This is a genomic window from Pantoea sp. S18 (assembly GCF_045689705.1).
GTDB lineage: Bacteria > Pseudomonadota > Gammaproteobacteria > Enterobacterales > Enterobacteriaceae > Pantoea > Pantoea symbiotica.
Genome location: NZ_CP142688.1, coordinates 3847431 through 3867662, shown reverse-complemented (window position 1 = coordinate 3867662; position 20232 = coordinate 3847431). Strand labels below are relative to the sequence as shown.

Annotated in this window: 20 protein-coding genes; 7 read left to right on the top strand and 13 right to left on the bottom strand. The window is 52.1% G+C overall.

Translation table 11 applies throughout. The features are described from left to right. Nucleotides 1-13 precede the first annotated feature (13 nt). From VIJ98_RS17900 to VIJ98_RS17880, 5 genes are all read left to right on the top strand, one after another. Nucleotides 14-247 (top strand): hypothetical protein, encoded by a 234-nt coding sequence (locus tag VIJ98_RS17900; RefSeq protein ID WP_323275338.1) that lies wholly within the window; start codon nucleotides 14-16, stop codon nucleotides 245-247. Beyond that, entirely contained in the window at nucleotides 244-612 is a 369-nt protein-coding gene (locus VIJ98_RS17895; RefSeq protein WP_323275335.1) for a hypothetical protein, read from the top strand. The genes VIJ98_RS17900 and VIJ98_RS17895 overlap by 4 nt, the downstream gene beginning before the upstream one ends. Then, nucleotides 609-2354, top strand: coding sequence for a primase-like DNA-binding domain-containing protein (locus tag VIJ98_RS17890; protein ID WP_323275333.1), 1746 nt, complete (start codon nucleotides 609-611; stop codon nucleotides 2352-2354). The genes VIJ98_RS17895 and VIJ98_RS17890 overlap by 4 nt, the downstream gene beginning before the upstream one ends. Before the next feature lie 412 nt (nucleotides 2355-2766). Next, nucleotides 2767-2946, top strand: coding sequence for a hypothetical protein (locus VIJ98_RS17885; RefSeq protein ID WP_323275332.1), 180 nt, complete (start codon nucleotides 2767-2769; stop codon nucleotides 2944-2946). Beyond that, nucleotides 2943-4832 (top strand): ClpP-like prohead protease/major capsid protein fusion protein, encoded by a 1890-nt coding sequence (locus VIJ98_RS17880; protein WP_323275331.1) that lies wholly within the window; start codon nucleotides 2943-2945, stop codon nucleotides 4830-4832. The genes VIJ98_RS17885 and VIJ98_RS17880 overlap by 4 nt, the downstream gene beginning before the upstream one ends. Nucleotides 4833-5632: 800 nt before the next feature. Here VIJ98_RS17880 and VIJ98_RS17875 read toward each other — a convergent pair. The 13 genes from VIJ98_RS17875 to msrP all read right to left on the bottom strand — a co-directional run bounded on the left by VIJ98_RS17875 (nucleotide 5633) and on the right by msrP (nucleotide 16592). Continuing rightward, a complete protein-coding gene (locus VIJ98_RS17875; RefSeq protein ID WP_323275329.1) occupies nucleotides 5633-6514 on the bottom strand; it encodes a hypothetical protein in 882 nt (293 codons plus the stop codon). Nucleotides 6515-6535: 21 nt separating this feature from the next. Continuing rightward, the gene (locus tag VIJ98_RS17870; protein WP_323275327.1) at nucleotides 6536-6841 is read right to left on the bottom strand and encodes a hypothetical protein; all 306 of its coding nucleotides are present in this window, start codon (nucleotides 6839-6841) and stop codon (nucleotides 6536-6538) included. Between the two features lie 359 nt (nucleotides 6842-7200). Beyond that, nucleotides 7201-7497 (bottom strand): DNA-binding transcriptional regulator Fis, encoded by a 297-nt coding sequence (gene fis, locus VIJ98_RS17865; protein ID WP_007891954.1) that lies wholly within the window; start codon nucleotides 7495-7497, stop codon nucleotides 7201-7203. Nucleotides 7498-7521: 24 nt separating this feature from the next. Then, nucleotides 7522-8487: a tRNA dihydrouridine synthase DusB gene (gene dusB / locus VIJ98_RS17860; RefSeq protein ID WP_036648759.1), complete on the bottom strand. Its 966-nt coding sequence runs from the start codon at nucleotides 8485-8487 to the stop codon at nucleotides 7522-7524. 383 nt (nucleotides 8488-8870) lie between these two features. Then, on the bottom strand, nucleotides 8871-9599 hold the full coding sequence (locus tag VIJ98_RS17855) for a carbonic anhydrase (RefSeq protein ID WP_036648756.1): 729 nt from the start codon (nucleotides 9597-9599) through the stop codon (nucleotides 8871-8873). A 204-nt stretch (nucleotides 9600-9803) separates the two neighbouring features. Next, nucleotides 9804-10685: a 50S ribosomal protein L11 methyltransferase gene (gene prmA / locus VIJ98_RS17850; protein ID WP_323275325.1), complete on the bottom strand. Its 882-nt coding sequence runs from the start codon at nucleotides 10683-10685 to the stop codon at nucleotides 9804-9806. Between the two features lie 11 nt (nucleotides 10686-10696). Beyond that, nucleotides 10697-12142: a sodium/pantothenate symporter gene (panF, locus tag VIJ98_RS17845; protein ID WP_323275323.1), complete on the bottom strand. Its 1446-nt coding sequence runs from the start codon at nucleotides 12140-12142 to the stop codon at nucleotides 10697-10699. Further along, nucleotides 12132-12374 (bottom strand): YhdT family protein, encoded by a 243-nt coding sequence (locus VIJ98_RS17840; protein ID WP_008102001.1) that lies wholly within the window; start codon nucleotides 12372-12374, stop codon nucleotides 12132-12134. Before VIJ98_RS17840 ends, panF begins: the two co-directional genes overlap by 11 nt. A 72-nt stretch (nucleotides 12375-12446) precedes the next feature. Further along, nucleotides 12447-13796, bottom strand: coding sequence for an acetyl-CoA carboxylase biotin carboxylase subunit (gene accC, locus VIJ98_RS17835; RefSeq protein WP_008101999.1), 1350 nt, complete (start codon nucleotides 13794-13796; stop codon nucleotides 12447-12449). 11 nt (nucleotides 13797-13807) lie between these two features. Beyond that, nucleotides 13808-14278, bottom strand: coding sequence for an acetyl-CoA carboxylase biotin carboxyl carrier protein (gene accB / locus VIJ98_RS17830; protein WP_008101997.1), 471 nt, complete (start codon nucleotides 14276-14278; stop codon nucleotides 13808-13810). 21 nt (nucleotides 14279-14299) lie between these two features. Continuing rightward, nucleotides 14300-14752 carry a type II 3-dehydroquinate dehydratase gene (aroQ, locus tag VIJ98_RS17825; protein WP_007891972.1) on the bottom strand — a complete coding sequence of 151 codons (453 nt, stop codon included), beginning with the start codon at nucleotides 14750-14752 and terminating at the stop codon, nucleotides 14300-14302. Nucleotides 14753-14984: 232 nt separating this feature from the next. Continuing rightward, complete coding sequence (gene msrQ, locus VIJ98_RS17820; protein WP_312664751.1) at nucleotides 14985-15587, bottom strand: protein-methionine-sulfoxide reductase heme-binding subunit MsrQ; 603 nt, start codon at nucleotides 15585-15587, stop codon at nucleotides 14985-14987. Further along, nucleotides 15588-16592 (bottom strand): protein-methionine-sulfoxide reductase catalytic subunit MsrP, encoded by a 1005-nt coding sequence (msrP, locus tag VIJ98_RS17815; RefSeq protein ID WP_008101993.1) that lies wholly within the window; start codon nucleotides 16590-16592, stop codon nucleotides 15588-15590. It abuts the gene before it with no gap. Between the two features lie 324 nt (nucleotides 16593-16916). Between msrP and csrD the strand changes: the two genes are divergently transcribed. Then, nucleotides 16917-18863 carry an RNase E specificity factor CsrD gene (csrD, locus tag VIJ98_RS17810; RefSeq protein ID WP_323275320.1) on the top strand — a complete coding sequence of 649 codons (1947 nt, stop codon included), beginning with the start codon at nucleotides 16917-16919 and terminating at the stop codon, nucleotides 18861-18863. A 310-nt stretch (nucleotides 18864-19173) separates the two neighbouring features. Then, complete coding sequence (gene mreB / locus VIJ98_RS17805; RefSeq protein WP_007891976.1) at nucleotides 19174-20217, top strand: rod shape-determining protein MreB; 1044 nt, start codon at nucleotides 19174-19176, stop codon at nucleotides 20215-20217. Nucleotides 20218-20232: the final 15 nt, after the last annotated feature.

Sequence of the window (20232 nt, the reverse complement as noted above, 5' to 3'; positions counted from 1 at the left end):
CCGGAGGTGAGCCATGCATAATAATCTGACCCGCTCTGAGCTGATTGATGCATCTTGCAATGCCCGCAATTTCCTTCACCAGGCGCGCGGCGTGATTTGTGCCGTCAGCGATACCACAGGAGATAACGAGGAGGGCTGGTGCATTGATGCGCTACTGACACTCGTTTGTCTTGCCTGCCAGGAACTGGATGCAGCTGCGTCCTCTGGCATGACCGAACCGGCTGAAGTGAAAGGAGCGCAACGATGATCAGTAACGTGAAGTTCAATGAGCTTGCCGGACGGGTAGTAGCACTTACCGAGCGTGTTGAGGATCTCGAGGCTCGTCTCAATGCGCTGGTGGACTCACAGGGCGGCACCATTCCACCCGGGATGGCCCCAGTCAGCTCGCTGGCAGCGGAGTTCGGCATTTCGACCAAGAAAGCCGAAGAGCTGGCTAAAAACTCCGGTGTGATCCTGCTGCGACACAAAGCGGGTGGTTACCTGGTGCAGGACGAGAAGTTTCGTGAAGCGGCCCATTTGATACTGCGTTCGGCCAAACGAAAATACGGGTCAGCATACTGGTACCACCCTTTGCTTGGTAAGTTTCAGATGAGCGGAGGGCTGCCAAAATGACTGACTCAATCCTTCAACATGAAGCCATGTCCGATGCGCTCTTCTCCTGCGTGTATAAGTGGGTTAATGGTCATAATCTGGATAAAAAGGAAGCGGCGGCCGCTGCTGCACGCCATCAGGATAAATCATCGGCCTACGGTGTCCTGGCTGGGCAACTGAAAAAGCTGGTTGTTGGCCATGGCGTCACGCCTGATGAGCTCATTCAGCGTGGCCTTCTGCTCACTGATAGCGCAAAGCAAAAGGAAAACCGCATCAGGCTGGTGGCGGGTCTGATTGGAGAGGATGGTATTAAATCCGTTCTGACCGATTCCGACCGGGCTAATCGCCTCTGGCCTCTGCCAAAACCGGATAAGAAGAAACGCGTTACCGATGCGGCCACGTCATCCCTGGCGCAGATGGGGCCAAGCCAGCGGGGTGAGGTACTGCTGAGTCACTACGATGGTCTGCTTTCTCTGCAGGGTGATTCTGACATCGTTCATCATTACAACGGTATTTTCTGGGAGCCTGTCAGTGATAAATCGCTGGCCCGGGAGATGGCCGCTGTCTTCATCGAGTCTGGCGTGCCTTATTCAATGACCGCAATGAAAAACACGGTCGATACCATGAAGCTGAGCCTGCCAGTCATGGGGTCAACCGAACGTCATCTTATCGGCTTCCGTAACGGCGTATTTGATACCCGCAAAGGGGCGTTTCGGGAGCATAAAAAAGACGACTGGTTGCTGATGGCCAGTGGCGTCGATTTCATTCCGGCTGCAGAAGGGGAATCGCTGCAGACTCATGCGCCGGCCTTTTGGAAATGGCTGAGCTGGTCAACAGGCGGCAACCAGCGCAAAGCGGATCGCGTTCTGGCCGCACTGTACATGGTTATGGCTAACCGTTATGACTGGCAATTGTTCCTCGAGGTTACGGGCGCGGGGGGGAGCGGTAAGAGCGTCATGGCTGAGGTGTGCACCATGCTGGCAGGCAAGGTTAATACCGTTTCTGCAAGTATGAAGGCCCTGGAAGAGCCGCGTGAAAGGGCGCTGCTGGTTGGATTCTCTCTTATCATCATGCCCGATATGACGCGGTATGCCGGTGATGGTGCGGGTATAAAAGCTATTACGGGGGGCGATAAGGTTGCAATTGACCCCAAGCATAAGCCCCCTTATTCAACACGCATTCCCGCCGTGGTGCTGGCCGTGAACAATAACGCCATGACGTTCAGCGATCGCAGCGGGGGTATCTCGCGGCGCCGGGTGATTTTCAACTTCTCTCAGGTCGTGCCGGAATGTGAGCGCGATCCGCTGCTGACGGAAAAGATTGAGGCAGAACTGCCGGTGATCATCCGTCACATGCTGGAGCGGTTTGCCGTCCAGTCTGACGCAAAGCATCTGCTGTTTGAGCAGCAGAAATCTGAAGAAGCGCTGGCCATCAAACGTGACGGAGATTCGCTGGTGGATTTTTGCGGCTATCTGATGGCGTCAGTTGCTTGTGACGGGATGCTGATTGGCAACGCGGACATCACGCCATTCCGCCCGCGTCGTTATCTGTACCACGCCTATCTGCAATTCATGCGCTCAAACGGGCTAAGTAAGCCAGTATCGCTCACGCGGTTCGGCACTGATATGCCGGGTGCTATGGCGGAGTATGGAAACGTGTACGAGAGGAAAAAGACAAAACAGGGGATGAGGTCAAACCTTCTGCTCAATCCAGATACCAACGAATGGATGCCCCAGTGCGACGAACCTGACAGCGAAATTTAAAAGTTAATGGATAAGTGTTCACCACTGTTCACCTTGTTGAAAATCCATTTAATAACATAGGGATACAGGGTGAACACTTTAATATTAACTCTTCACCAAGTATTCACCTGTTCACCTTTTTAAGTTCAGGGTGACCACTTGAGGTGAACACTGGTGAATACTTTTCTGCAAACTCATCACCCCTTAATCTCATGTTTTAAATAGGAAAAATGGCAAAGGTGAACAGGTGAACAGTTAAACCATTATTTTTATTTTTTTATGTTTTCGTTTTCGCTGGATAAGCATGACTGCCGGATTAATCCGGCACTTTTATGCCCGTTTCTGAGTAACCACTTATCCTGATTAATCTGTGTTGATTTACCGCTTTTACAGGTTGATACTGTTAATTCATCCAGTAAGCAGGTGACAGCTCATGATGAAGTCAAAGAAAGGGGAAACCGTCCACCTGGACGCCGCCACGTTAGAGAAAATCCGCGAATACCAGGCGATGGTCCGCAGGCAGCATCCGGACATGCCGGTACCCACAAAGGGCCAGATTGTGCGCAACAGCGTGATTTACTGGCACACCCATTCACTGGGGGCTTGGCTATGAAGCGCTGGTATTCGATGCAGGCCCGCTCACCCGGCACGGCGGAAATCCGGATTTATGATGAAATCGGCATGCTGGGGGTCTCTGCCCGCCAGTTTGCAGACGAGCTGTCCGCGCTGGGGCCGGTGAAGAAAATTATCCTCCGCATCCACTCTCCTGGCGGAGACGTATTTGACGGCATCGCCATTTACAACCTTCTGCGTAAACATCCGGCCTCCCTGACCGTGCATATTGATGGCCTTGCCGCGTCGATGGCCTCCGTTATCGCGATGGCGGGCGACAAAGTCATCATGCCGGAAAATGCCATGATGATGATCCACAAGCCGTGGGGCATTTCCGGCGGCAACTCCCACGAAATGCGGGACTATGCCGACCTTCTGGACAAGGTGGAAGATGTGCTCATTCCTGCGTATGCCGCGAAGACGGGGAAAACGCGTGATGAGCTGGTGCCCATGCTGGAAGGCGAAACGTGGCTGAACGGCCGCGAATGCGTCGAGATGGGCTTTGCCGACGAACTGGCTCCCGCCGTGACCGCCATGGCACGGCTGGAATCAAAGCGAACAGAGGAGTTCAGAGACATGCCGCAGCCACTGAAAAACATGATAATGCCTCCGCAGGCCTCGGCCCCGCAGGGGCTGTCTGCCGAACAGCAGCGCATCAACGAAATCAAAAACCTTTTCGGCCTGTTTGGCACCCAGTATCAGGTGCTGCAGTCATCCTGCATTGAGGATGCAGCGTGCCAGGTTGAACAGGCCCGCGAAAAGCTGCTCAGCGAGATGGGCAAAAACAGTACGCCGTCCATTAAATACACCGCAAACCATATCTATGCGGGAAACGGGAACATCACCGGGGATGGCATTAGTCAGGGACTGTCTGCACGGCTTGGCCATGAAAAGGCCGAACGGGATAACCCCTACGCCTCAATGAGCCTGTTTGATATGGCTCGCGCTTCCCTTGCCGATCGCGGTGTAGGGCTGGCAGGTCTGGGACGCGGGCAGATAGTGGGCATGGCCTTTACCCACACCACCAGCGACTTCAGCAGCATCCTGGCGGGTGGGGCTGAAAAGTCTTTGCTGACGGGCTGGGAGCAGTCCGGTGAAACCTTTATGCACTGGACGAAGAAGGGCACGCTGTCGAACTTCCATGAAGCGCGACGCGTCGGCCTGAACACCTTTGGCTCGCTGCAAAAAGTGGCAGAGGGAGCAGAGTATCATTACATCACCACGTCGGACGGCGGTGAGCCGATAGCGCTGGCCACCTACGGTAACCTCTTTTCCATCACCCGCCAGGCGATTATCAACGATGACCTGAGCCAGCTGACCACCATTCCTCAACGGATGGGGCGCGCCGCTGCCCGCACGGTGGGCGACCTGGTTTACGCCATTCTCATTAATAACCCGAAGCTGTCCGACGGCAAACCGCTGTTCAGCAATGAACGTACTAACCTGCTTGCCTGCTCACCCGACTTTGCGGGCATGGTTGAGGCCCGGGCGCGAATGCGTCTGCAGAAGGACAGTGAGGACAATCCGCTCAACATTACGCCTGCGTATATTCTGGCCCCGGCGGCGCTGGAGGCGGCGGTCCTGCAGACACTTCTGAGCACGGCGACCGTCAACGCGCCTAACCCCGGCGTTTATAACCCGGTCAACCGTATGGGCGAGCCGGTGATTGAGCCACGTCTGGATAAGGCCGATCCCGAAACGTGGTACGTCACCGCCGGACAGGGTTCGGACACCATTGAGGTAGCCTACCTTGACGGTCAGGACACGCCTTATCTGGAGCAGCAGGAAGGGTTTACGGTCGATGGGGTGACCTATAAGGTCCGTATTGATGCCGGGGTGGCCCCTCTCGACTATCGCGGACTGGTGAAGTCAACGCAGCCTAAGTGATTGCTCTGCAGGTGTACGGAGCATTCGACCAAATTTACGGCTGAGTGCAAAGACAGTACCTGTACTGAAATTCTCTGCGATCAATCAGCAAAATTTCTTGCCGATTACACGGATGACCAAAGTGAGGATGGATGGGATAAACAACAGCTTACATGCTCTGTGCCTGTCTATGGCCAATGCTGCGGCTGTACAGGCGGGGAAAATGAGCGGGTCCTCCCGGCGGGGTACCTCGTCCACGAGGCGGCGGCCCCGCGGAAAACGGCTGGTTTTTGCATTTTCATGGCGGCGTCAGCACCATAATCAACTGGTTGGCGAAATTAACTGGAGATAAATCAATGAGATTGAGAATTTTACATGCGAATGAGGTTGCCATCGAGGTTAAAAATGGCGAGGCCGTGTGTAGTATCAGCGAAATCTCGAGGCTTCTGAATGTTAACCGGGCGACGGTTGCTAAAACTATTAGAAAACAGAGTATTAAACCAACTGGATTGCGAAAACAGCACCCTGTTTATCCACTGGCAACGGTGGCAAAAGGGGTCCTGAATCATCGTTTGTGGTGAATACCAGACTGGACAGCAGTATAAGCAGGTGAAAAATGTAATTAAATCATGGGTTAATACTCATAATCGGCTATTTCACCTGCTGAAAGAGCTGTCCCGTGTGTCATTCTTTGACGGGAAGCCCCACGCGGTAACCTTTAAGCAGATGAAAAAACTATTTCACCTGCTTAAAGTGTTGTTCCGTTAGTTATTTGTATTCTTATCAAGGATGCATAAGGTAAGAATCGACATCTAGTGCTATTAAAATTCAATTTGCTGAGCTGGCACTGAATTCAAAATCCAACACTCTTGATGAATATAGTTTATGTTTAACTTTGAATAATATTGCTGGTCTAATGCCCGGAAAGTAAGAAGCTTATCTGCGTCAGCGACGTCTTGCTCATGATCTTTTTTCGCGAACTGCCACTGCTCGTGAATATTTACGGCATCTACAAAGGATAATATCTTTGTGCGCCGATTCATCATGTTAGATGATATTCCAGCATATTTGTAAGAATCAATTACTGTATTTTTACCATCTCCATCAATATCTTGAGGCGATGATATCCACTTGAAAACATGCAACAAAAATTGATTAGCTACCCAAGGTAAATCTATGCCATTTACATTTTCTGTGGTGGAAGTGCTAAGGCTTTCGTGAAGGCTGGTTGCCCCCATGAAAATGACATCTTTGTCTTCCTTACCTCTTTTGCCTGCGGGGAGATAATTAAACACACCTGCAAAGCACTGACCAAGGTATATAACGGCTTTTTTAAGTTCTGGTGTTGATTTTAGGGAGTCTAAAAGCTTGTAAGGAGTAATTGGAGGGCTAGAATCTAAACCATTGCTATTTCCATGTCCCGTGACAAACATGACAATATTTTCGTAAGTATTCTGTGCCGAATCTGAAAAGAAAGTGTCAGTGCTTTTGATTGTATAAGCATTAGACGTCCCCACCGAGAATAATTTCTCAATGTTTCTTCGGTTCTTACCATCAATATATACTGCAATCGACTCTTTTTTAATTCCTTTGCTTTCAAGACAAAACACCCCATGGGCAAGGTCAGTAATATGTCTATCTTCTGGCTCATCGTGTGAGGAAAGAAAAAGAACCCATTTGGTGTTAGCCGTGAAAAGTCCCATAAAATCCCTTTTATCAACTAGTTACATTGCGCGTGCATGTTGCAGTGATGCTAAATTGCTTAATGATTCAGGTTTAGGTACATCTGAAAAGTGAACGACTTCATTCATTTGAAAGCCTTCATGAACGCTTTGGAAAACAGAAATCACCTTGCCATTTTCGTTAAGCGCAAAGAAGTCTTTATCAGCTTTTAAATAATACTCAATCTTACAGTCTGATGAGTCAGCTTTCTCAGCGCGGAACAAAGTCCACTGGCCCTTGTTAACGCATTCTTTAACAAATGCATTGATTTCCGGTAAATCAGTAGAAGGAATATTAATAAATTTCATATTGCTATCCTTACTCTCTGCTACGACCATGCGATAATTGTAAATGAGATAAACTAAATCAATCACAGAAAGTGCGAGTGCTAGTAGCCTCATTTCTATCTATAAGGTTAGCTTAGTATAGCTACCTTGGTGCCGAGTAATTCCATTATCGGCACATTATAGATTTGCTTTAGTTATCCAATAAGTTTCAATGAAAGTACATTGATATTGTTCTGATAGTTGAGTGTGCCTGTATCTCACCTACTCATATCAAAATTTTTAACAATCCACTTTAGTATAAACAACTGTATAACTATATATGAATAAGGCGCAGCCTGAGAAGGTTTGCGCCAATTTAATCAATAGGTTACACGGAATGATTAGTTCATGCCGTATTTTTTCAGCTTCTTACGCAGGGTACCGCGGTTGATACCCATCATCAGAGCTGCACGGGTCTGGTTGCCACGGGTGTACTGCATCACCATGTCCAACAGAGGCTGCTCGACTTCTGCCAATACCAGCTCATACAGGTCACTTACATCCTGACCGTTCAGTTGAGCAAAATAGTTCTTCAGTGACTGTTTAACCGAATCACGCAGTGGCTTTTGGGTCACCTGATCCTGAGAGTTAACGGTAGAAACGGTGAGTACGTCAGAATTTACGCGTTGTTCGAACATAGTTCTTTCAGCTCTTTATTTCGTTTACGCAAGATTTTCGAAGTATGCCTCCAACGCCTCCAGCTGTTCGCTGGCATCCTCTATGGCGTTGAATGTGCGCCGAAACTGGTCATCAGGAGCACTTTCCTGCAAATACCAGGAAACGTGTTTTCGGGCAATACGGTATCCTTTGCGCTGACCGTAAAAGTCGTGCAGCTCCCGTATGTGTCCAATCAGCATTTGCTTCACTTCAGCCAGCGGCTTCGGTGCCAGCAGCTCCCCTGTGTCCAGATAATGCTGGATTTCCCGGAAGATCCACGGTCTTCCCTGAGCGGCACGGCCAACCATAAGAGCATCGGCTCCGGTATAGTCGAGCACCGCTCTGGCTTTATGCGGGTCAGTAATGTCGCCATTCGCGATGATCGGAATGGAAACGCTCTGCTTAACTGTCCGAATGCTGTCGTATTCAGCAAATCCCTCAAACAAACAGGCGCGCGTGCGGCCATGAATGGTGAGAGCCTGAATGCCACAGCGTTCAGCCAATTGGGCAATCTCTACACAATTACGATTTTCTTTGTCCCAGCCGGTGCGAATCTTCAGCGTAACCGGTACATCCACTGCATTTACCACTGCGGTGAGAATCGACTCCACCAGTTGCGGATGTTGCAGCAGCGCTGAACCTGCCATCTTACGATTCACTTTTTTGGCCGGGCAGCCCATGTTGATATCGATAACCTGCGCGCCAGACGCCACATTAATGCGCGCGGCAGCAGCCATCTCATCAGGATCGCAACCGGCAATTTGCACGGCGCGGATACCAGGCTCGTCACTATGCACCATACGCAAACGGGATTTGTCACTGGCCCAAACTTCCGGGTTCGACGACAACATCTCGGAGACAGTCATACCGGCGCCGTTCTCATAACACAGGGTGCGAAATGGCTTATCGGATACTCCGGCCATAGGCGCAGCAATGAGTCGATTACGTAGCTGATGTTGTCCAATGCGCATGAAAAAGAAGTGACCCTAACTGTTCGCAAGGCGGCGTATATTACGCATTTTTTAAAGAAGATGAAAGGCCAAACTTTGAACAATTCGCCGTTAGAGAACAGGGAAATCAACTTATCAGGCACAAGGAAAGGTATTAATCTTTATATTTCATATGATTAAAAAAATATGCTGAAATTGTGTACAAAAATTTTTCTCAAAACATGACCGAAATCACAACATAAAAACCGCCACTTCAGGTAATTAGCCAGAGAAATGACGGCAATATGATTATTAATTGTACTAATTGGTTTTTGTGAGAAATGAAAATGGCACATAGACATCTAAAAGAACTGCTCTATACCAATGGCATAGAGCAGAACGCAGTCAGAGCGCAATAATGTAGGTTATTCGACGATCACGCGACCATTCAGCGGTTGTACTGGACGGCTATTACCATGTTCTCCCAGTAAACTGGTGAACTTTTTCAGCTGTTCAGCCGATGCATAAACCGGTTGCTTAAGTACCAGCCAGCGTACGCCTTCGGTGCAGGGTGGCGTAGTAAGTGAACCACTAAAGCGATAGTAGTGTTTGTCGCCCGGAATTAATGCACTGAGGTTGAGAGAGTGCTTCAGGGCCATTTCCTTGTTCACTTCAGCAGGCATTTCACGCAGGATTTCTGCCAGCGCAGGGTTTACTGCGCCAGCTTCAAACATCACGCCAACCACAGCTAAATGACCATCCTTACTGGCATGAACAAAATGCGCCGCCATCGGATAGCGTTTGCCATCAATTAGGTTTTCACTTGGGGTATGGAAATGGAATTGGCGCAGCGTAAAGTCTTCACCATCAAGCTTAAGGGCATCACCCTCTTTCACATTAATTTGGATGGTGTGGCCATTATTGACGATCGACTCTTTCCTGGCTTGATAGCTCAACGTAAGCGGCGGAAGCTGACCATTTACTGCCTGACGTATGTCGACAGGTGATTGATTTACACCACTTTTGCAGGTCTGAAAGTCGGTGCTTAAATTGCCCCATTCAGCCGGAGCTTCATAAGACCAGGCGGTATCATGGGCATGCGTGTAGGAAGCCATGCTCGAAAGCAAAGCGAGTAAACAAAGTTTCTTTTTCATAGTCCATTACTTAAGCGATTTATCGACGTGTAATGCCACAAAGGCATTGCCAGCAGGGATAGCGCTATCGCCTGGAGCAGGATTGTAATGACTAATATGTAAAGAAACAGCAGTAGATCAGAAGCGCCTGAGGTTTGAGACTGGTCTCAAGCCAAATGGTTACATGCCAGGCATTTAGTGCGCTGGCATGGGGGAATGAGAGGATTAACGACGTACGCCAGTGATGCGGCACCACTCTTCTTTCTCGGCAACCGGATCAAGTTCAAATTGTTCGGCGTAGGCTTCACACACGCTTTCAGCCTGGCTTGCCAGCACACCGGACAATCCAAGATGCCCACCCGCTTTAGGCAGCACGCTAATCAGCGGCGCCAATTCGCGCAGCGGACCGGCGAGGATATTGGCGACGACCACGTCAGCCTGCAAGTTATCAGGCTGCTGATGAGGCAGATAAAGCGCCAGACGCTCAGAGACGCCATTACGTTCGGCATTATCGCGGCTGGCCTGAATCGCCTGCGGATCGATATCAATACCGATCGCCTGCGCTGCGCCTAATTTTAGTGCGGCAATAGCGAGAATGCCGGAGCCACAGCCAAAGTCGATCACCGTTTTGCCTTGCAGATCCAGTCCATCAAGCCAGGTCAAACACATCGACGTGGTGGGGTGCGTGCCGGTACCAAATGCAAGGCCCGGATCCAGCATCACATTGACGGCATCTGGATCCGGCACATCGCGCCAGCTTGGGCAGATCCACAGACGCTCACCGAAACGCATCGGGTGGAAGTTATCCATCCATTCACGTTCCCAATCTTTGTCTTCGATCTGCTCGATCTTATGGCGAAACGCGGATCCCAGCAGCCGGTGCTGACTTAACTCGGCCACCACATCGCTCATCTCGGTTTCGGCGTCGAAAAGGCCGATGACATCGGTATCGCCCCACAGCAACGTTTCGCCTGGCAGCGGCTCATAAACCGGATTGTCGTGCGTATCCTGGAAAGTGACCGACACGGCGCCAACATCCATCAGCGCATCGCTCAGGGTTTCGGCGTTTTCGCCGGTGCTGTTAATTTTGATTTGAATCCAAGGCATAGCGTTTCTCTTTATTCCAGTGCCGCTGCATGCGTTGCAGGCGTGCGGCCAAACAGATTACCCACCAGGAAGGCCAGCAGGCTTAAGGTCAATGACGGAACGATCGGGTGGAAACCCCACCATTCAATATTCAGGCTGGCAAGCAGCGTGTAGCATCCCGCGCCGACCAGCATGCCGCTGATCGCACCCGTCGAATTGGCGCGCTCCCAATACAAGCCCAGCACCAGCGGCCACAAAAAAACTGCTTCAAGGCCACCAAATGCCAGCAGATTCAGCCAGATAATCATATCGGGCGGATTCCACGCCGCCAGCAGCAGCAGCACGCCAAGCACGAAAGTGATAGTGCCTGACAGCAGGCGCAGGCGCGCCTCATTTTCACTGTGCTGCGGTGCAATACGCAGGTAGAGATCTTTGATCAGCGTAGCGGAGGATTGCAGCAGCTGCGCGTTAATAGTCGACATAATGGCCGCCATTGGCGCCGCAAGAAATACGCCTGCCGCCATCGGCGGTAACACGGTAATCATCAGCGTGGGGATCACGCGATCGGGGATGGTGAGATCGGGCAAAATCACGCGGCCCAGCGCACCGGCCAGATGCATGCCAAACATCAGGATCACCACCACAATGGTGCCGAGCACAATGCCACGATGCATGGCTTTGCTGTCTTTATAAGAAATACAGCGCACCGCAGTGTGGGGCAAGCCAATCACACCGAAACACACCAGCACCGCAAACGAGCTAAGGAAGGTTGGATTGATGACATTGCCAACGCCTTCCGGCGACGTCAGTTGTGGATCGATGTTATGCAGTTTGGTTACTGCGCTTTCCAGCCCGCCCGCCTGGTGGATCACTGCGAAGAGGAGCAGGAAGGTGCCGATCAGCATCACCATGCCTTGCATCGCATCGTTCAGCACGCTGGCGCGGAAGCCACCGAAAGCGGTGTAAAGCGCGATGGTGCCGCCGAAGATAAGCAGGCCGGTGTCGTAAGGAATACCCGCAGCGGTTTCCAGCAGACGCGCGCCACCGATGAACTGCACGGTCATCGCGCCAATAAACGCCACCAATAAACTGATACTGGAGAGCCAAATCAGCAACGTGCTGCCGTAGCGGCCATAAAGCATGTCGTTGAGCGTCACAGCATTGTAACGACGCGCCAGAATCGCGAATTTCTTGCCTAATACGCCGAGAGAAAGCCAGACGGCGGGCACCTGAATCATCGCCAGCAGCACCCAACCAAGACCATATTTATAGGCTGCACCGGGGCCGCCAATGAATGAACTGGCGCTGATGTAAGTGGTGGTGATGGTCATGGCCAGCACAAAGCCGCCCATTGAACGGCTGCCGAGGAAGTATTCGCTCAGGAAGTTGCCCTGACGCTGCTTGCGCATCGCAAACACCGACAGTGCGGCGATCAGCACCAGATAGGCCAACAGCGGAAGAATGATTTCAGAGTCCATCGTTATCCTCCAGCGACATGTCGCGGAACAGCACGCGCACCATCAGCCAGCACAACACAATAAACAGCAGCGGGGCGAACAGACACGAAAGCTCGAACCATCTTGGTAAGCCAAAGAAGCCGATCTCATTGCCGCCCAGCCAGGCAGAAAGTCCCCAAACGGCAAGGTAGGCCAGCGTCAGATAAAACGACCAGCGCGCCTCTTTGTTCGCTTGTAAAAAACGCCAATCCATTATGTAACCTCAAAGGCGACAAAAATGAAAAAGGCCGGAGTTAACCGGCCTCTGTCTTGCTCTGCGCTGCGATTACTTCTCTTGCAGGCCGAGTTTTTTCTCCAGATAGTGGATGTTTGTGCCACCCTGCTGGAAGTTTTCGTCGGACATGATTTTCATCTGCAGCTCAATGTTGGTCTTGATGCCGTCGATGATCAGTTCCGCCAGCGCATTTTTCATGCGCGAGATTGCCACGTCACGGTTTTCACCGTAGGTAATCAGCTTACCAATCATGGAATCGTAGTACGGTGGCACGCTGTAACCGGCATAGATATGCGATTCCCAACGAACACCGAAGCCGCCCGGCGCGTGGAAGCGGGTGATCTTGCCTGGGCTTGGCAGGAAGGTATTCGGATCTTCGGCGTTAATACGGCATTCCACCGCATGGCCGCGAATCACCACGTCTTCCTGTTTGATCGACAGCGGCTGACCAGCAGCAATACGCAGCTGCTCTTTGATCAGATCGACACCGGTGATCATTTCAGTCACCGGATGCTCAACCTGAATACGGGTGTTCATCTCGATGAAGTAGAACTCACCGTTTTCGTACAGGAACTCGAACGTACCCGCACCGCGATAGCCGATGTCGATACAGGCTTTAGAGCAGCGCTCGCCGATATAGCGGCGCAGTTCCGGCGTAATGCCTGGCGCTGGTGCTTCTTCAACGACTTTCTGGTGACGACGCTGCATTGAGCAGTCACGTTCGGCCAGATAGATAGCGTTACCCTGGCCGTCGGCCAGCACCTGAATCTCGATGTGGCGTGGATTCTCGAGGTACTTCTCCATGTACACCATGTCGTTGTTGAAAGCCGCTTTGGCTTCCGCTTTCGTCATGTTGATGGATTGCTCAAGATCCTTGTCGCTGCGCACGACGCGCATACCGCGACCGCCGCCGCCGCCGGAAGCTTTGATGATCACCGGATAACCGATGCGCTTAGCGAAGGCACGGTTTTTTTCCATGTCGTCGGTCAGCGAGCCATCAGAACCTGGCACGGTTGGTACGCCGGCTTTCTTCATGGCGGTAATCGCAGACACTTTGTCGCCCATTAGGCGAATGGTGTCGGCTTTCGGGCCGATGAAGATAAAGCCTGAGCGCTCAACCTGCTCGGCGAAATCGGCGTTCTCAGAGAGGAAGCCGTAACCCGGATGGATAGCGACCGCGCCAGTAATTTCAGCGGCGGAGATCAGTGCCGGGATGTTCAGGTAGCTTTTGACCGAAGGTGGCGGGCCAATGCAGACGGTTTCGTCTGCCAGCAGCACGTGCTTCAGGTCACGGTCCGCGGTGGAGTGCACGGCAACAGTCTTAATGCCCAGCTCTTTGCAGGCACGCAGAATGCGCAGCGCGATCTCACCACGGTTAGCAATGACAATTTTATCCAGCATGCTTCGCCTCGTTATTCGATGATGACTAGCGGCTCGTCAAATTCAACCGGTTGGCCGCTTTCGACCAGAATCGCCTTCACAACGCCGGATTTGTCGGCTTCGATCTGGTTCATCATTTTCATCGCTTCAACGATGCACAGGGTGTCGCCAGCATTCACTTTCTGGCCAACTTCAATGAAGGCTTTCGCGTCTGGGCTTGGGGTGCGATAGAAGGTACCCACCATCGGTGAACGCACGATGTGGCCACTGATTTCTGGTTTAGCGGCTTCTGCTGCAGCCGGTGCGGCAGGTGCCACAGCGGTCGCCAGCGCAGGCTGCTGCTGCATCATTGGTGCAGCATAAGCTTGCTGCATCATTGGGTAGCCGGCATTTGCAGGTGAACGGCTGATACGAACGGACTCTTCGCCCTCGGAGATTTCCAGCTCGGAGATGCCAGACTCTTCAACCAGTTCGATCAGTTTCTTAATTTTACGAATATCCATGAGTGTGGTTCCGTACTCTGTTTAATTGGAATGTGACAGGCGTTTTACTGCCGTTTGTAAAGCCCACGAGTATCCATCAGCGCCAAGTCCACAGATGACGCCGGCAGATACATCGGAAAGATAGGAGTGATGTCGGAACGGTTCGCGTGCATGCACGTTCGAGAGATGCACCTCAATAAAAGGAATGCTAACCGCCAACAGGGCATCACGCAGTGCAACGCTGGTATGCGTGAACGCAGCAGGATTGATGATGATGTAATCCACGTTGCCGCGGGCTTCGTGAATACGGTCAATCAACTGAAACTCTGCGTTCGATTGCAAATGACTCAATTTCACATGGTGCTGATCGGCCTGTTGCGTCAGATCGCCGACGATTTGCGCCAGCGTGGTGTGACCATACTTATCAGGCTCGCGCGTTCCCAGTAAATTCAAATTGGGACCGTTCAAAAGCAGTATGTGAAATTTGTGCGCCATCTTGCTGCTATCTCCTGCAATCAGTAAGGCATCGCGTAAAATACCGCGCCATCTTGCGTTTGTCACCCTTGAGGATGAAAAAGAAGACTTCGCTTGCAATAAAGCCGGGCATTATATCCGTTTCGTCGACATTCGCAGCAAAATACTGGTCTTATCTGCGAAGTTGATCGAATGCGGCCCGAAGGCCACACTTTTTAACAGATCTCGCGGGAGGAACACAACCGTGCGGGGATTATCTGGAGAGAAGTTTACGCAACTTATTGTAACGCCACGCTAACAGCGCAATGGCCAGCACAGCGTAGATTACCGGCTGCGGGGACAACACTTTCACTGACCAAAGATAGTGGATAGGTGCGAGGATCGCGACCAGATAGACGCCATTATGCAGCGTTTGCCAGCGACGACCTAGTTTGCGCTGCATGCGTTGAAATGAGGTGATGGCGAGGGCGAAGAGAATCGTCCAGCTGATCATCCCCAGTAACAAATAAGGACGAGAAACCAACTCGCTACCGAGCAAACGCAGATGATCGTAGCCAAGTTCCAGCAAGTAGTAGCTGGTGAGATGCAAACTGGCCCAGGCGAAACACCACACGCCGAGCAGGCGGCGGGTACGAATCAGCAGCGGCTGTTTCAGGTAGCGCGTTAATGGGCTGACCAGCAGTGTGGCAAGCAGTAACTTCAGCGCCATTCTGCCGGTAAAATGCTGGATATCTTTCGCCGGATCGGCGCTCAGCCAACCTTGGCTCGCCGCCATGAACAGATAAACAAACGGCAGAAAAGCCGCCAGATGCAGCACGACTTTTAACGCGGTGATGTGGCGTAAAGTGAGGCGCACTTAATAGTTCTCCCGTAAATCCAGCCCGCGATACAGTGAAGCCACTTCTTTCGCGTAGCCGTTGAACAGCAGCGTAGGTTGGCGATCAACCTTTAGAATGCCGCCCGCGCCAATAAAGCGTTCGGTAGCCTGCGACCAGCGCGGATGATTCACATGCGGGTTCACATTGGCATAGAAACCGTACTCATTGGCGGCGATCTGGCTCCAGGTGGTTGGCGGACGATCGTGCGTCAGCGTGATCTTCACGATCGATTTAATCCCTTTGAAGCCATATTTCCACGGCACCGTCAGGCGAATCGGCGCGCCATTCTGCGGCGGCAGCGCTTTGCCATATACGCCGGTACTCAGCAGCGTCAGCGGGTGCATCGCTTCATCAAGCCGCAAGCCTTCTACATAGGGATAATCCAGCCCGCCGCCGATAAAGCGATCTTTCTGACCGGGCATTTGGTCAGGTGCATACAGCGTTTCAAACGCCACATAGCGTGCATTGCTGGTGGGTTCAGCCAGTTTTAGTAGCTTGTTGAGCTCGAAGCCGACCCACGGAATCACCATCGACCAGGCTTCGACGCAGCGCATGCGATAGATGCGCTGTTCCATGGCGAAGCGCTTGAAGATGTCATCCATATCCAGCGTGATTGGTTTGGCAACTTCCCCTTCGATGCGCAGTTTCCATGGATCGGTTTTCAGCGTGCCGGCATTGGCGGCAGGATCGGCTTTATCCAGACCAAATTCGTAGAAGTTGTTGTAACCCGACACTTTATCAAATGGCGTGAGCGGCAAATCAGCCTGCCATTCGGCCGGTTTAGTGAAATCTAAATCTCTGCCAGCAGGCGCGGGCGGGCGGTTATTGCCTTTAAACCAGCTCAATACATCGGCTTGCGCCGTGCCTGGCAAACTGGCTGCTGCTGCGCCTAATCCCAACGCTTTCAGCACCTGACGGCGGCGCATATTAAAGACGCTTTCTGGCGTGACGTCGGCTTCTGTGAGCAAGTGCTTCAGGTTCATGACGTTCTCCTGTGAATAGTAAGTTATAACCAGCATGCTCAACTTCAGCGTCAGGCGCGAACTTGCGGGGAAAAATGTGAAATTTCCTGGCAAAACGCACTCTTTGAGAATAGGACGAAAAAGCCCGTAGCAAAGTCAGGCCATCACGGTTTAACGCTATACTCGCGCCGTAGCGCTTATCAAGCTGTGTTATGTGCGATTTTGATGCCAGTCTGGCGCTGAATCACACCTTGATTTGTGCTATTTTGCTCAGGTTTGCGCCAGTGGTCAGAGTGGCGCCAACGGATTAACACCGTTCATAACCGCAGTGATGCAGGCACAGGGATGCGATTAACAACTAAATTTTCTGCGTTTATTACCTTATTAAGCTTACTGGCGATGATATTGATGCTGGTGGGCTGCGCTTTTAGTTTTATCTGGCTGTCGCAGCAGCGTGTAGAAACGCGCATGCAAACGCTGGCGACTGAAGTGGATAAAGCCCTGGCTTCACAATCGCCGCAGGAGATCACGCAGTGGCTAACGCGCATGATGCCGGTGGTCAATGCCGAACAGATGCAGCTGCTGAATGGCGATACCTTAGTATTCAGTTTAGCCCGCCACGAAAATCCGATGTTAGAAGATGAGCCCAATCGCTTTGTGCAGTTCGATTTGCCCCTGACGCATTCGCCTGGCCTTGAACTGCGCGTAGTGGTGCTCGATCCCGCCAAAACCCTGTTTCGCTCCTTTACCGGCACTTATACGCTGGTGGTCCTGTTTACTGTCGTCGCTATCATGTGTGTGCTGCTGGTTATGACCAACCGCTGGCTCAATCGGCGCTGGCACAATATGGAACAACTAGAGGCGCGCGCCGATCGCATTCTGGCCGGGGAACGCCGCTCCCCGGATGAGCATGCGGCGGAGTGGCCGCCGAAAGCCAGTCGCGCCATTGATACGCTTCTGGGCGATTTGCAGGAAGCGGGCGAGCAGCGTTTACGCATCGATACCTTAATTCGCACTTTTGCGGCGCAGGATTCGCGTACCGGTCTCAACAATCGTTTGTTCTTCGATAACCAGTTGGCGACGTTGCTGGAAGATCAGGAAGATGTCGGCACGCACGGCGTGGTGATGATGGTGCGCCTGCCGGATCTCGATACCCTGCACGAAACCCTCGGGCCAACGCTGGTGGAAGAGTATCTGTTTGACCTGATTAATATGCTGTCGACCTTTGTGCTGCGCTATCCGGGCGCACTGCTGGCACGTTATTTCCGCAGTGATTTCGCCGTCTTGCTGCCGCATCGCACTTTAAAAGAAGCCAACAGCATTGCCGACCAACTGATCAATGCCGTCGATTCACTGCCGCCGATGCGCATGGTCGATCGCGATGATCTCATCCACATCGGCATCAGCGCGTGGCGCAGCGGACAAAGTGTGTCGCAGGTGATGGAAAATGTGGAGATGGCCACGCGGCGTGCGGCATTGCAGGGCGGCAACAGTTGGTCGGTTGGCGAAGGCAATACGCTGGACATGGGGCGCGGCAGCGTGCGCTGGCGGACCTTGCTGGAGAACACGCTCAATCGTGGTGGCCCGCGAATGTACCAAAAACCGGCAGTGCTGCTGGATGGAAAAGTCCATCATCGCGAATTACTGACGCGCGTGTTCGATGGCGACAAAGAGGTGGTGTCGGCGGAGTTTATGCCGCTGGTGTTGCAGCTGGGTATGACCGACAGCTGGGATCGCCAACTGGTGACGCGCATTGCGGCGCTCTCTGAAATGTGGCCGGATGAAACCCTGGCACTGCCAGTGAATATTGACTCGCTGTTGCAGCGGCCTTTCCAGCGCTGGCTGCAAAAACTACTGCTGCAGTGCAGCAAATCGCAAAGAAAACGTTTTTTATTTGAACTTGCTGAGGCCGATGTTTGTCAACACATCAGCCGTTTAGTGCCGGTTTTCCATATGTTAACGGCATTTGGCTGTCGCATTGCGGTGGATCAGGCCGGATTGACGGTGGTGAGCAGCGCTTATATCAAGCAATTCCCGATTGAAGTGATTAAACTTGCGCCGGGTTTGGTACGCAACATTGAGCGACGTACCGAGAACCAGCTGTTTGTGCAGAGTTTGCTTGAAGTGTGTAAGTCATCACCAACGCAGGTTTTCGCCGCAGGTGTGCGTACGCGCGCGGAGTGGCAAACGCTGTCGGGATTGGGTGTTTCTGGCGGGCAAGGCGATTTCTTTGCGCCCTCATTGCCGGTCAACAGTAATGTAAAGAAACACTCGCAACGTTATCGAATTTAAACCTTCAGCGCGCGAACTGCGGGCTGATGGCTGTTTTTCTCGCTTATTTGTGCCGGAGCGCGCGATGCTGGCGGCTGGAAATGTTAGATTTTATGTCGAAATTTGCCCGCTATCGCTGGGAGAATTTAGGTTAAAACGGCGTGTTAACGCCATTTAACTACGGCAAAAGACCCTACGATCAGGCCAAAAAAGTATTCAGCGTATTTTTTCACCGAAGCAGAACGTTTTTGCGCCTTGTAGCGGCTTCGCGTGGTTGGTAAAGTAGGCGGATTTTATTTTCCGCCCCCAGCTTGCAGGATTATCCCTTAGTATGTTTAAAAAATTTCGTGGCATGTTTTCCAATGACTTGTCCATTGACCTGGGTACCGCGAATACCCTGATTTACGTGAAAGGACAAGGCATCGTGTTGAACGAGCCTTCTGTGGTTGCCATTCGTCAGGATCGTGCCGGCTCCCCAAAGAGCGTAGCGGCTGTCGGTCATGACGCTAAGCAGATGCTTGGCCGTACGCCGGGCAACATCGCTGCTATCCGTCCTATGAAAGATGGCGTTATCGCCGACTTCTTCGTCACCGAAAAAATGCTGCAGCACTTCATTAAGCAAGTGCATAGCAACAGCTTTATGCGTCCAAGCCCACGTGTGCTGGTCTGCGTACCGGTGGGTGCGACCCAGGTTGAGCGTCGTGCCATTCGTGAATCTGCACAGGGTGCAGGCGCGCGCGAAGTCTTCCTGATTGAAGAGCCAATGGCTGCGGCGATTGGTGCAGGTCTGCCGGTTTCTGAAGCAACCGGTTCGATGGTGGTTGATATCGGTGGTGGTACCACAGAAGTAGCAGTGATCTCGCTGAACGGCGTGGTTTACTCCTCTTCTGTGCGTATTGGTGGTGACCGCTTCGATGAAGCTATTATTAATTATGTCCGCCGCAACTACGGTTCACTGATCGGTGAAGCGACTGCGGAGCGCATCAAGCACGGCATCGGTTCTGCTTATCCGGGTGATGAAGTGCACGAGATTGAAGTGCGCGGCCGTAACCTGGCAGAAGGTGTGCCACGTGGCTTTACCCTGAACTCGAACGAGATTCTTGAAGCGCTGCAGGAACCGTTAACCGGTATCGTGAGCGCAGTGATGGTTGCACTGGAACAGTGCCCGCCAGAACTGGCTTCTGACATCTCCGAGCGCGGCATGGTGCTGACCGGTGGTGGCGCATTGCTGCGTAACCTCGATCGCCTGCTGATGGAAGAGACCGGTATTCCGGTGGTCGTGGCAGAAGATCCGCTGACCTGCGTAGCACGCGGCGGTGGTAAAGCATTGGAAATGATCGACATGCATGGCGGCGATTTGTTCAGCGAGGAGTAATTCCTCAACGGCTAA